This window comes from Paenibacillus sp. 2KB_20 (genome assembly GCF_052115765.1).
Lineage (GTDB): Bacteria > Bacillota > Bacilli > Paenibacillales > Paenibacillaceae > Paenibacillus_AQ.
In genome coordinates this window covers 89053-102553 of record NZ_JBFRHH010000015.1, presented here as the reverse complement: position 1 = coordinate 102553, position 13501 = coordinate 89053, and the positions used below count along the sequence as shown (strand labels likewise).

At 46.8% G+C, this 13501-nt stretch carries 13 protein-coding genes; 11 read left to right on the top strand and 2 right to left on the bottom strand.

Annotated elements, in window-relative coordinates:
* The first annotated feature begins 2 nt into the window (after nucleotides 1-2).
* The 11 genes from AB4124_RS29055 (at nucleotide 3) to AB4124_RS29005 (ending at nucleotide 11491) form a co-directional block, all read left to right on the top strand.
* Nucleotides 3-1130 carry a CgeB family protein gene (locus tag AB4124_RS29055; protein ID WP_441974990.1) on the top strand — a complete coding sequence of 376 codons (1128 nt, stop codon included), beginning with the start codon at nucleotides 3-5 and terminating at the stop codon, nucleotides 1128-1130.
* Nucleotides 1131-1322: 192 nt separating this feature from the next.
* Nucleotides 1323-2243, top strand: coding sequence for a GT-D fold domain-containing protein (locus AB4124_RS29050; RefSeq protein ID WP_430169784.1), 921 nt, complete (start codon nucleotides 1323-1325; stop codon nucleotides 2241-2243).
* A complete protein-coding gene (locus tag AB4124_RS29045; RefSeq protein ID WP_441974989.1) occupies nucleotides 2240-3571 on the top strand; it encodes a glycosyltransferase family 2 protein in 1332 nt (443 codons plus the stop codon). The genes AB4124_RS29050 and AB4124_RS29045 overlap by 4 nt, the downstream gene beginning before the upstream one ends.
* A gap of 22 nt (nucleotides 3572-3593) precedes the next feature.
* Complete coding sequence (locus AB4124_RS29040; protein ID WP_379411300.1) at nucleotides 3594-3863, top strand: hypothetical protein; 270 nt, start codon at nucleotides 3594-3596, stop codon at nucleotides 3861-3863.
* A gap of 1 nt (nucleotide 3864) precedes the next feature.
* Nucleotides 3865-5067, top strand: coding sequence for a glycosyltransferase (locus tag AB4124_RS29035; RefSeq protein ID WP_441974988.1), 1203 nt, complete (start codon nucleotides 3865-3867; stop codon nucleotides 5065-5067).
* A gap of 22 nt (nucleotides 5068-5089) precedes the next feature.
* Entirely contained in the window at nucleotides 5090-6118 is a 1029-nt protein-coding gene (locus AB4124_RS29030) for a glycosyltransferase family 1 protein (protein ID WP_430111359.1), read from the top strand.
* 26 nt (nucleotides 6119-6144) lie between these two features.
* Nucleotides 6145-7278: a DegT/DnrJ/EryC1/StrS family aminotransferase gene (locus tag AB4124_RS29025; RefSeq protein ID WP_430111357.1), complete on the top strand. Its 1134-nt coding sequence runs from the start codon at nucleotides 6145-6147 to the stop codon at nucleotides 7276-7278.
* Nucleotides 7275-8450: an ATP-grasp domain-containing protein gene (locus AB4124_RS29020; protein ID WP_441974987.1), complete on the top strand. Its 1176-nt coding sequence runs from the start codon at nucleotides 7275-7277 to the stop codon at nucleotides 8448-8450. Before AB4124_RS29025 ends, AB4124_RS29020 begins: the two co-directional genes overlap by 4 nt.
* A 168-nt stretch (nucleotides 8451-8618) precedes the next feature.
* Nucleotides 8619-9176 (top strand): dTDP-4-dehydrorhamnose 3,5-epimerase, encoded by a 558-nt coding sequence (gene rfbC, locus AB4124_RS29015; RefSeq protein WP_441974986.1) that lies wholly within the window; start codon nucleotides 8619-8621, stop codon nucleotides 9174-9176.
* 6 nt (nucleotides 9177-9182) lie between these two features.
* Complete coding sequence (gene rfbB / locus AB4124_RS29010) at nucleotides 9183-10166, top strand: dTDP-glucose 4,6-dehydratase (RefSeq protein WP_441974985.1); 984 nt, start codon at nucleotides 9183-9185, stop codon at nucleotides 10164-10166.
* Between the two features lie 197 nt (nucleotides 10167-10363).
* Complete coding sequence (locus AB4124_RS29005; protein ID WP_441974984.1) at nucleotides 10364-11491, top strand: YhcN/YlaJ family sporulation lipoprotein; 1128 nt, start codon at nucleotides 10364-10366, stop codon at nucleotides 11489-11491.
* A 96-nt stretch (nucleotides 11492-11587) separates the two neighbouring features.
* Here the strand turns inward: AB4124_RS29005 and nagA are convergent, their stop codons facing one another.
* Nucleotides 11588-12775 (bottom strand): N-acetylglucosamine-6-phosphate deacetylase, encoded by a 1188-nt coding sequence (nagA, locus tag AB4124_RS29000; protein WP_430111342.1) that lies wholly within the window; start codon nucleotides 12773-12775, stop codon nucleotides 11588-11590.
* A complete protein-coding gene (gene nagB, locus AB4124_RS28995; protein WP_441974983.1) occupies nucleotides 12772-13500 on the bottom strand; it encodes a glucosamine-6-phosphate deaminase in 729 nt (242 codons plus the stop codon). The genes nagA and nagB overlap by 4 nt, the downstream gene beginning before the upstream one ends.
* Nucleotide 13501: the final 1 nt, after the last annotated feature.

Below are 13501 nucleotides of genomic sequence, written 5' to 3'. Positions count from 1 at the left end.
GCATGAGAATAATGAATGATCATTTGTTGCTTCAGGGAGAGGAACAATCGGCTCACATGGAAGGATACAGAAACGGTTTTACAGAGGGGAGGAGAGAGGGGTACCGGATTGGTTTTTCCGATGCAGTTATACGATCTTTACCCAAGGAAGAGGAGCCGATCCGGGATCTCCGAATTCTCTATGTCACCACAGGCATTGGCGTTCCGTATCCTGCGCTTGATCAAGCGGTGACTGAAGCTTTAAAGGTACTGGTTCGAAGTCTTTCGGTTGCAAATCCTTCAGATGATATCGTTCTTTTGGCTAAGAAATTTCAGCCGGATCTAGTACTAGCGTTAAACGGAGTTGTTTTGGAAGCTGATACGCTCAAGGAGCTGCGGGATAGCGGATTTAAAACGGCCATTTGGTTTACTGACGACCCGTACTATACGGACTGGACGGTATCGATCGCTCCCCGTTACGATTACATTTTTACGCTTGAATCAAACTGCGTATCTTTTTATCGAGATTTAGGTTGTGAACACGTCTATCATTTGCCTTTTGCAGTTAATCCTAATGTATTTTACCCGAAGCATGTACCCACCTCATATCAAACCGATATCTGTTTTATTGGAACAGCGTATTGGAACAGAGTGGAGTTAATGGATCATCTCGCCCCGATCCTGAAAAATAAAAAAGTGGTTATCTCCGGATGGTGGTGGGACCGGATGCAGCATTACGCCCAGCTGTCTGACAAGATCAAACTCGGAGATTGGATGACGCCAGAGGATACGGCCACCTATTATAATGGTGCCAAAATTGTGATCAACCAGCACCGTTCATCCGATGATGATACGATCAATGCCAACAGTAGAAAAGTACAGGCGCTTTCCGTTAATCCCCGCACTTTTGAAATATCCGGCTGTGGCACACTTCAGTTATCGGATATCCGCCATGATATGAGCCAGTTATATTCCCCTGGATCGGAGATAGAGACCTATGGTTCTTATGGTGATTTGATGGATAAAATCGACTATTATTTGCGTCATGAGGAAGAGAGACAGCGAATTGCGTTGAACGGCTTGATGAGAACAAGAAAGGATCATACCTATCATAAACGTTTGGATATGATGCTTCGTACTATTTTCCCCTAGTTGTCGGGTCAAAATGGATTGTTATACCCGTTTCCTAATGAATTCTAAAGAATATATTGTGCGTAAGACGGGGTGATTATCATACGACAGCACTTGGAAAAAAAAAGAAAAAGGTTGGTAAAGAGGCGACCTAAGCGGAAGTTAACTCTTCAAAGAACAAAAGTCCATGCACAAAACGAGTGCACCCAAAAATTGCTGGAGCAAGCTGCAGCTTCTTTTAATGAAGGCTTTGATACCGGTTATGACGAAGCCATGATGCGGTCGCAGCATTCCGTACCCGAAACAAAGGTCAAACCAAGCTCGGGAGAGGGGTACGCTAAGGGATACTATGATGGAGGAGAAGGGATTGTGGACTCGATTCTCCCGGAGCTCGAGGTTCTCCCCGAAATTTCGGTTCGCCAGGTTATTGAAGAAGGGATGAAGCAACTGAGTTCTCAGTATTATCGTCTGATGAGCGCGGCGGAAGTTGCGGAAAGGATTAAAGAAGCCTTAGATTCAAGTTCCCCGCTGTCTGTAATCCGATTAGGGGATGGAGAACTGCTTACGCTTGCGCAAGAAATGGTTTTGAACGAGGATGAGGTGCGAAAAGAAGGCCATTTTTTAAGCTATGCCGGTGTTAGTTTACCTGATCTAAAAGCAAGGGATATGCTGGCAGCCTCTGTGAGAAATGCAGATATTGTCGGAATTCCCAAATTAAGATTGTCAAACTTTCAACCTCTTTGCTTTTCCGTGTTTAGAGCTCACGGCATTGATTATCGAAAGTTACAGCTAACGTTATCGACAGTCAACTATGCATTACATTTGGAAGGTTTGTTGCCTGGGATCCTAGCAGGACGTCGAGTTCTCGTTGTGGGCAATTCTGCCCCTGGTCTTTCACGGGTGTTGTTAGATCATGGAATCAAGGTGACTGGCACGGTTGCTCCCGTTGAAGGAATGAACGATATTCCCAGAACAATGGATGAAATTCGAGGGCGTCCATTCGACATCGCACTTGTGGGTGCCGGCATTCCGGCTGTCGTGATTACAGAGCGCATAGCTTCCGAGCTCGGGAAAGTCGCTATGGATTTCGGGCATTTGGCTGATTCCTTGTCCAGTGGAGAATCAACCTTATGAGCCACATTAGCAAACATAAAAGAAACGGTTACAACGACGGAGCTAACAAAGGATTCAATTCCGGCTACAAGGCTGGATACACCCGTGGTCGGCATGTGGGAATAACCCAATTCACAAATGTCTTCGAAGGTACAAGTATCATTGTGCCGACCTATAATCAGCTTGACTATTTAAAAGAATGCATTGAAAGTATCCTCCACTATACTGATGCGCCGTATGAACTCATTATTATTGATAATGCATCTGATGACGGTACAGCAGAATTTCTCAAATCCTCCCAAGGACTCCGCTTTCAAATTAATGAAGAAAATTTAGGCTTTGCAGGTGCTGTCAATCAGGGACTTATGATGGCAAAAGGAACAACGTTGATGATCTTAAATAATGATTCCGTAGTAACGACCAACTGGCTCTCGAATTTGCTCAACTGTTTGCAAAGCGACTCACGGTTCGGAATTGTCGGACCGGTGACAAATTATATCAGCGGAGATCAACTGATCCATGTAAGCTACCAAGATATAGCTGAGATGCAGCAATTCTCCAAATCATACAATCAATCTAATGTGAACAGCTGGATCGTGACAGAACGATTGACGGGTTTTTGCATGTTGATTCGGCGAGATGACTTTAACCGATTGGGTTTTTTTGACGAAGGTTTTGAGATTGGAAACTGTGAAGACGACGATTATGGGCTGCGTGCCCGGCTTCTTGGCATGCAGCTAGTTATAGCAAAGGATACGTTTATTCATCATTACGGCAGCGTCAGTATGAAGACGTTAAATTCCAAATTCGAACAAGTGTATGCAAATAATCTTACGTTCTACTCCAGTAAATGGGGAGATCCCCATGATATGTTGTCCCTGAAGTGGCAGCAAAACATGAACAGCACGATAAAGCTGCGTACCATTGATTTGTATCCGACATGTATCTTCGTGAGAGGCGCCAGTTCGAAAACGTATTGGATAGAGAACGGGATCAGGTATCCGGTTCATGGTGCCAGCGGAATTCAGCCAGTCCGAGTTTCACAGGTTGATCTGCGTTGCTGGCCGCTTGGGGATGGTATTTCTGCGGAGGACGCCATTGGGCGTATGAAGACTGTATATTTCTCATCGGATTCATGGGAGCAAGAAGGCAGGCTGATCAAACTTAAGAATGACAGTGTATATCAGTACAAGGGGAAGAGACTGCACCGATTCATGAATCGACTCGCAGTGGCCGCTTGGCACCTTGATTCTTACGAGCCATTGCTAGTGAACGAGCAAGAGGTTCAGAAATATGAGGAGGAAGCTCCGATCATTTCTCCTCCGGTAATTAAGTCGGATAACATTTAATAAAGAGCAGAGGGTGAGATGAATGAAAGCACGGAGAAAAAATGGCGGTGTATCGCTCAGATTGAAAAGAAAAGGTATCCGTGGAAGAGGTTTAAGAGGTAAGGGAACAGATAGAGCTTTTGCTGGAAAGAGAAGGAGGGGAACCGGGAGAATAGCTCCGAGTCAAACGGCTGCCGAATACAATCAATCCTATGATGCGGGGTTTGATAAAGCGTATAATGAAGGATTTAACGTTGGTTATGCGGAGGGTATGGAGGCCGGTCATCAAGAAGCTTATAAAGGAGAAGGATAAGATGGCTTTAAGAAAAAAAACAAGGCCTCGAAAGCGAGTTGGAAAAGGAAAACGCCGACCTGTTCGTCTTAGCGCATATCAAATAGGGAGTATGGATGGTTTTCAGCGAGGAAAAGAGGAAGGTTTTGCACAAGGGCGCGCGGAAGCCCAGAAGAGGTCTCATAACGCTGTGGCCGTTATCGAGTCGGAGCTGCCAAAGATGGATGTTCTCGTTATCGCGGCAGGCATGATACCTTCGCTTGAAATCGGCGTTATTCAGCCCCTTAATGCACTGAAAAAACAAGAGAATCTGCAATTCGACGTGAAATTGGAAACCGATGTGACCCATGAAATGGTTGCTGCCGCAAACACGATCGTATTTGTTCGTAATGTTGAGCCAGCCGCTTATGCATTACTGGAGATGGCCCATCAGCTGAAAAAAAGGACGGTATATGTTATTGATGATAATTTTTTGGAGATTCAGCCGACGACTTCAGTGGGGGAATATTATAACGATCCGATCCGAAGAGAGACGTTTATTAAGTTTTTGAAAAACACGGAAATCATTAAAGTAGATGCGCCTGATCTCGGCACCTATATTCATGAGCGATACAATAGACATGTCATTTATTTTCCTGCCAGCATTGATTTTGAGTGGCTGGATCAGAACGACAGGGGAGATAAGAGTCAGGAGCAAGTTGTCATCGGTTATGCAGGAGGGGACAAAGAGGAAGATTTCGTTCCCGTCATTTCCGCTCTGAACAAAATTTTGGATTACTACGGGGGATTTGTGAGTTTGGAATTTTTTGGCTACCTTCCGCCTTCATTGGCGGAACATCCAAGCGTTAAGTATGAAGGCGGGGGGATGGAATACAAGGAATTCATGAAGAAATTAAATCAAAGCAACTGGAACATCGGAATTGCGCCCCTCGCCAACAATTCATTTAACAAAGGCAAAACGAATACGAAATTCCGTGAATACGGCGCCTGCGGTATTCCGGGTATATACTCGAAGTCTCCTGTTTATATGCATTGGGTCGAGCAAGGGGAAACAGGCTACCTAGTTGAGCATAACGAGGAGCATTGGTATGAGGGAATCAAGGCCATGATAGAAGATCCAGAGATGCGGCAGCGAATCAAGGAGAATGCGCAAAGGGCAGCTCGGCAGCATTTTGCACTTCAGACATGCATCGATAACTGGAAGAAATTCATATTCAAAACGTAAAATCGGGGGAGAGAGCGGGAACATGGGGAAAAGAGGGGATATAAACGTTCTCATCATCGGATCGGATAAAATCGCATCCTATAAAATCGGCATTGAGCAGCCGCTTCGCCATCTGCAGAAGATGGGAGTCTGCGAATTTGACGTCAGATCCGATAATGAGATGGACAGATCAAGGCTGGCTGATGCGGATATCGTGCTCTTCTTCCGAACGGTTCAGCCTGAAGCATATAAGTTTCTGGAGATGGCCCGGGAGATGGGGAAAAAAACGGTGTATGTTATCGACGACCATTTTATCGCGATGTCTCCGGGGTCGGATATGGGAAGATACTATCATGATTCCTCACGAAGAAAGGCGTATGTTAATTTTCTGAAAAACGCTCAAATCGTAAAGGTAGCTTCCGGTTTTTTTGCCAAACATCTTGATACGCATTTTAGTCCCCAGAAAATCGTCTATTTTCCGGGAAGCGTTGATTTCGCTGCTATCTCCGGGTTGAGAAAGAAACGCAAGGAAGAAGGTAAAGTTGTGATCGGGTATGAAGGTGGAAAAAAACAGGCGGCTTTTGAACCGGTTACCAGTGCATTGATTAAAATCATCGAGAAATATGGGGATAAAATCAAAATGGAGTTCTGCGGGTATGTTCCTGATGAACTCAGAGAGAAGCCACAGGTCTTTGCGGAATCCTATGACGAGAACTATAAAAACTTTCTAAAGCGTCTTTACCGGTCCAACTGGGATATCGGGTTGGCGCCGTTGGAACGAACGCTGCTGCATGATTGCAAAAGCAACAATAAATTCCGTGAGTATTCCGCCTGTAGGATTCCGGGCATTTATACTTCCTCTCCAGCATACGAAGAATGGGTAACCGGGAAGGAAAACGGTCTGATTGTTTCCGGTACTAGTGATGATTGGTATGAAGCTATGGTCCAACTGATAGAACAGCCAGAACTGCGTCAGAACATTGCAGACCATGCCGAACAAGTAGCATGGGCAAATTTTTCAGTGGAAGCTTGCGCCGAACGATGGCGCTCACAAATTCTAATGTCGGAATAACGAGGATAACGAAAGGGGAGGTTCACTTGGACCATAAGCTGATACCTGTTCTTCAACCGAGTATAGGTCAAGAGGAAATTGACGCTGTGTCGGATGTTTTACGGTCCGGATGGCTTGGTCTTGGCCCCAGAACGGAACAGTTTGAGCAAGAATTTGCCAAGTATGTCGGCAGTCGTTTTGCGGTTGCTCTTAACTCCGGTACGGCTGCGCTCCATCTAGCCATGGACATTTTAGGGATTGGGCCCGGTGACGAGGTAATCGTTCCTTCCATCACGTTCATATCCACAGTCCATGCGGTTAGCTATGTGGGAGCAACGCCGGTTTTTGCGGATATTGAACCCGATACGATGAACATATCACCGGAAGATATCAAGCGGAAGATAACAGATAAAACCAAGGCAATTATCGTCGTTCACATGGGCGGGCATCCCTGCGATATGGATACCATCCATGAGTTGGCGCATGCCAATGGAATCAAGGTAGTAGAAGATGCTGCGCATGCATGCGGCGCGGAATATAAAGGCAAAAAGATCGGCTCCATCAGCGATATTACCTGCTTCAGTTTTCACGCCGTCAAAAATTTGACGAGTGGTGAAGGCGGCGCAATCACCTGCAATACCGAGTGGATGAACCGTAAGCTGCGTGAGAAGAGGTGGGTTGGCATTTCACGCGATACGTGGATACGGTCGTCACATGAGAAGGTGTATGCATGGCAGTATTTCGTTGATGACGTAGGATACAAATATCATATGAACGACATGCAGGCTGCCATCGGGCTCGTTCAGTTAAATAAGCTGAGCCAATTGAACGGAAGACGAAAAGAAATAGCGGCTCGTTACCAATCCGAACTGAAGGATTTGGAATGGCTGGAACTTCCTCATGAACAGCCGTATGCTCAAAGCTCCTGGCATTTGTTCCAGGTTAAATTCAGCAAGGAAAGCCAGAGGGACCGTATGATTGACCACTTGCAGGAACACAATATCGCGACGGGCGTCCATTATTATCCGTGCCATCTGCATCCGAGCTACCTGCATCTAAAAGCGATCGTGCCGCTCTCCTCAGAGATCTGGAAAAGAATTCTGACCCTTCCTATTCATCCGAACATTACGGAGGAGGACTTGGATCGGATCATAACCCGTATAAGGGAGTTTAAGCCATGAGAAAACTGTTGGTTCTAGGTGCGGGAATCTCCCAGCTCCCATTAATTGAAACCGCGAAAAGAATGGGATTATACGTTATTGTTGTGAGCCGCCAAGGAAACTATCCCGGGTTTGCCAAGGCAGACAAGGTTTACTACGAGGATACGACCCATATGGATAAGATTGTCGAAATCGCCCGGCATGAAGGAATTCATGGAATCTGTACAACGGGTACGGACGTGGCCGTCAAGTCGATCGGCAGAGTCGTGGATGAATTGGGAGTTAGCGGATTGAGTTATGAGTCCGCTCAACTCTCCTCAAATAAATGGAAGATGAAACAGGCCTTTATGAAACATGGCGTAAGAACAGCCCGGTTTCTAAAGGTCACAACTTTAGAGGAAGCTTACAGCGCTTTCGAAGTATTGTCGCCGCCGCTTATCTTTAAGGCAGTGGACGGGGGAGCAAGCAAGGGCATTGTGAAGGTTTCGGATATCGCCCATGTAGAATACGCATTTGAAACCGTGCGCAAGGATACGAAACTGGATTTTTTCATCGTTGAAGAGTTTATTGAAGGAACCGAGTTCGGCGCACAGGCATTCGTTTACGATAACCAAATTCAATTCATCATGCCGCACGGGGATTTCGTCTTTTATGGGGATACCGGTGTTCCCATCGGTCATTATGTCCCATATGAATTGCCCGAAGAAGTGCAGCAAGATCTGTTTTTCCAGTTGAAACAAAGTATCGAAGCGCTGGAATTAAATCATTGCGCAATCAATGCGGATTTTATTTTGAAAGACGGGCATGTGTATGTTCTTGAAATCGGAGGCAGAGCAGGAGCTACATGCTTACCCGAACTGGTGTCCACTTTCTATGGATTCGATTACTATGAGCAGATCATCAAGGCTGCTCTTCGTATGAATCCGTCATTTCCCTCTCATACTTCACAGCCTTGTGCGTGTGAACTACTGATCTCCGATAAAGATGGGGATATTACTGGACTTGAGAACGGAAATGATCAGCATGAGAATATTATTCAAATATCATTTGATTATCATATAGGCGAGAAGGTAAATAAATTCAGGGTCGGCACAGACCGAATCGGCCAGATCATCGTGAAAGGGGACCGTTTGGAAGAAGCGCTGAGCCTGCTGGAAGAAGTTAAAGAGAAGATAAGAATCGACTTAGGATAGATCTCATATATATCATATCGAAATCTCGATCTGCAGCGGCGATCGGGATTTTTGCATGGGGGAGTGCATTGCCTATATCCTAATTTGGGATAAGACATATAAATAATTGAGAGAGCGGCAACCGACGTTTTCGGTAAAGCTCTCTAATCCATGTACCGGAGGCAGCAGATGAAAATCACGGATACAAAGCTTCAAGGCGTGAAACGGATTGAACCGGCCGTTCACCAAGACCATCGGGGATTTTTTATGGAAAGTTTCAATGATCGAGTTCTTAAAGGATGCGGCATTAACGACCATTTTATTCAGGACAATCACTCGATGTCACGTGAGGCGGGTGTTATTAGAGGACTGCATTACCAACTGTCTCCCGAGGGACAGACGAAATTGATCCGCGTTGTAAGCGGGGCGATCTATGATGTGGTCGTTGATATTCGGTCGGGCTCTCCTACCTATGGGCAATGGCAAGGTTTTATCTTATCTGCAGCCAATTGCCTTCAACTTCTCGTTCCCAAAGGATTTGCCCATGGTTTTTGTACCCTTGTTCACGATACGGAAGTCATATACAAGGTCGATGCCTACTATTCGCCAGAGCATGATCGAGGTATAGCCTGGAACGATCCGGATCTTAATATCGATTGGCCTGTGAACAAACCTGTTCTCTCAGACAAAGATTCAAAGCATCCTCGATTGGCTTTGGCAGAAAATAACTATATATACGAGGGGTGAGGTGGCATGAAGATCGTTGTCACAGGCGGTGCGGGATTTATAGGCAGTAACTTTATACGATATATGCTGTCTCAACATCCGCATGACGAATTTATTAATGTGGATAAACTAACGTATGCCGGCAATTCAGGAAATCTGAGCGAAGTGCGGACGAATCCTAAATATCGTTTTGTGAAAGCGGATATCAGAGACCGGGCAGCTTTAGAACCCCTCTTTAAGGAGGGGGTTGATGCGGTAGTTAATCTTGCAGCTGAATCTCATGTCGACCGCAGCATTTTGCAGCCTGAATTGTTTGTCTTGACGAATGTGGCAGGAACTCAGACGCTCCTCGATCTGTCGAGGCAATATGGAGTCGGCAAGTTTGTCCAGGTCTCTACAGACGAGGTCTATGGAACGCTGGGAGCCACCGGCCTATTTACCGAAGAATCACCGCTTCAACCCAACAGTCCTTATTCTGCAAGCAAAGCAGGCGCTGATTTGCTTGTTCGAGCTTATTATGAGACGTTTGGATTACCGATCAATATCACGCGCTGTTCAAATAATTACGGCCCATATCAGTATCCTGAAAAGTTAATACCGCTTATCATTTACAATGCTTTGCATAACAAGCCCCTTCCGGTATATGGCGACGGTTTGAACGTTCGCGATTGGCTGTACGTAGAAGATCATTGCCGGGCAATCGATCTGGTTTTGCGCCGCGGCGTTGATGGAGAAATATATAATATTGGAGGACACAATGAAAGGAATAATTTGCAGGTCATCCGTACGATCCTGACTGAACTGAACAAACCTGAATCATTGATTCAGCACATTGAAGATCGCCTAGGACATGATCGTCGTTATGCGATTAATGCTGATAAGATAAGGAAGGAGCTTGGTTGGACTCCCCAATATAATTATGAAAGCGGCATTCGTGCGACGATCCGATGGTATCAGGACAACATAGCTTGGCTTGAACAAGTGTCAACACCGCTTGAAGAGGGTGATTAACAGGGTTTGCCCTGATTTCGTTTAACTGAATAAACCCGGACATTATAATGGAATGAAACACCGATGCGGCGTTTTTGGTGCATAAAAGGTCTAGTCAGCATTTATCTTCCATGTTAAAACCTTTCAGCATACCGGCTCTGCTGCAAGGTCATCCTATACGATGTTAACACACTCACTATAGAGATGGAGGATGAATCATGATTAAGTCCAAAGCCCTCAACCTGACCGTCTCCACAGCATTGCTGCTTAGTATGGCTGCGGTAGCAGGGTGCGGTAACACTACTGACGGCAAAACGACGCGTACCCAAAGTGTGGACGGTGGCCGTGTCGGTGTGAAATCCGTGCGGAATAATAACCTGCACGTGCGAAGCACGCAACAGCATGACCTGACGAACCTGAAGTACAGCAAAACGTTGTCCAAAAAGGTGTCTGATCTTGGCGTTGGTACAGCACATGTATTTGTGACCAACCACAACGCCTACGTTTCACTGTCCAAGGATGGGGCGCACACCAACAACATTGACGGTCATGTGACGGGTATGAGCACTCCAAACCGTTATACAGACGGCCGGACGACGACAGGCATGAACAGAACAAATGTTAGGAACCGTACGTTCGGAACTTCAAGCACGGGCAGCGTTGGCCTTCTGAACAACATGGCTAGGGGTACAGAACGTGTCGTGGGAAAAACCACACGTGCTGTAGAAAACACAACAGGCCTTGGTCGCACTGCTGATAACCGCGGCTTCGGTGTAAACGGAACGACCACCCATGGCGGATTTGGCGGCAGCAATTATAATACGTTAAACGGAACACGCACGAATGGACTTATGGGTACTAACGGCACACGCACTGATGGAATTATGGGAACACGCACTGACGGACTTACGGGTACTGACGGTATACGAACCAACAGCCTTACAGGAACTAGGGGAACGACTAATAACACTTATATGGGAACAGGCATCAATGGCGTTCCTTATGGAACTTACAACAATAACAACATGGGTATGATGAGCACTCGTGAAGAGGTTCCTCAGCATGTTCGAAATGAAATTACGAGCAAGATTCGCAAAACCGCTCCACATATCAGTCAAGTATATGTTTCCACAGATGAAGGATTTTATCAGCATGCCCGTCGTTTTGGAACGGATGGTCATGCAGCGAACACGGTTGGAACGCTTTCGCGCGATTTCGGCACATGGATTAACCGCGTGTTTCCGCTTCATGTTGGCGGTCGTGACGGCATGAACGATACCCGCGGTAACCTGATGAAGAATGATACGGATGACGGTTGGTTTGGCGGTAATCGGAATAGCCGGTAAAACCTCTATACCAAAAGGAGCTGCTCTTTAGGAATGAAATTATCCCTAAAAAGGCAGCTCCTTTGCTTTGTTTGCTATAGGCAATCATCAATCAGATTAATGTTTGCGTTGTCCTTGAATCCAAACGCCTTGAAGCTCTAGATCACTTGAAAGGATTAGCACGTCGGCAAGCTTGCCGACTTCAAGCGAGCCTGTAAGATCAGCGATGCCGATTTTTGTGGCGGGATTCAGACTTCCGACGCGGGAAGCCTGTTCAATGCTCAATCCAACCTCTCGGACCAACAGTTGAAAGCCTTTGATCATCGTCAGCGTACTGCCAGCCAGGCTGTCTCTGTTGCTCTTGAGCGTGGCGATGCCGTTCTCCACAACGACCGGCAGGTCACCCAGCGTATATTCGCCGTCAGCCATACCGGTAGCGGACATCGCATCGGTAATCAGAATTAGATTTCCGTCCTGCTTCATACGGGCTAGAATTCGAATGGCAGCGGGGTGAACATGGATACCATCAGCGATAATCTCGCAGCTTAAGCGATCATCACTCAGCATTGCGCCCACCACGCCAGGCTTGCGGTGATGCAATCCTGTCATCGCATTAAACGTATGCACGCCATGGCTAAGACCTGCTTCCACGGCGGCTTCGACTTCCTCATAGGTGGCATCCGTATGCCCCAGAGCGGCTACGATCCCGTGGTTGTTCAGCCAAGAGATGGCCTCTAGTGCTCCCTCACGCTCCGGTGCCAGCGTCACCTGGCGAACCAGGTCAGGGTAAGTGGATACCCACTCTTCCAGCCAATCGATATTAGCATGGACGATATGCTCCGGATTTTGTGCGCCAGGCCATTTTGGACTGATAAAAGGGCCTTCCAGATGTACGCCTACCAGTCTTGTGTAAGGCATATCTTGGCTCTGGTAGTCTTTAACTTCTTGCAATACATGGTCGATGGCTGCCTTAGGGGCCGTCATCGTGGTAGCAAGCATGGCCGTAGTGCCCTGAGAGCTGTGGAACGACGTGATTTTATCCAGGACATCCTTGGTGGCATCCATGAAATCTTCACCGTTACCCCCGTGTACGTGGATATCAATAAAACCGGGAATAATGTAGCCATCCGGTTGATTGATCACTTCCGCTGCTGCCTGCTTCAGATCAGCAGGGAGCCCGGAAGTATCACCGGCGTATGAAATGCTCTCTCCTTGAATGGCCAGCACGCCGTCTTTGCAGATACCGTTTGGCGTCAGGACTTGACCATACAGCAGTTGGACAGATTCTTTTCGTTCGCCACTCATACCATCAGTCTCCCTGCGCCTTGATCCAGAAGGACAACCACGTTCGGATGACATTGAAGCAGCGATGCCGGACACTCTGTGGTAATCGGTCCTTTCAATGCGCGGTGAACAATTTCCGCTTTATCCTCACCGCGGACGAGAAGAAGGATTTGACGGGCTTTCATGATCGTAGCAACACCCATCGTAATCGCATGGGTTGGCACATCATCCAGGGTAGGGAAGAACCTTGCGTTGGCGTGACGTGTTTTCTCCTGCAGCTCAACCACATGCGTACCGCCGCTTAAGGATTCGCCAGGTTCGTTGAAACCGATATGTCCGTTATGTCCAAGGCCTAGAAGCTGGAGATCAACCGGGCCGAATTCTTCCAGCATTTTATCGTAATTCAAGCATTCTTCTTCCGGATTGGTGGCATTACCGTTTGGTACATGGGTCCGTTCGATCTGGATGTCCACATGATTAAAGAACTTCTCATTCATGAAGGTGCGGTAGCTCTCGGGATGATTCTCGGGAAGGCCTACATATTCATCCAAATTATATGTTGTGGTTTGGGCGAAGCTGACCAGGCCTTGACGATTCATTTCAATCAGCTTGTTATAGAGCCCGACCGGCGTGCTTCCTGTAGCCAGTCCCAGTGTGGCGCGCGGATTGGTGTGGAGCAGGCTGGAGATCTGGTTAGCGGCTGTTTGTACAAATTGTTCTTCATCGCTGAATGTGTAAATATTCATT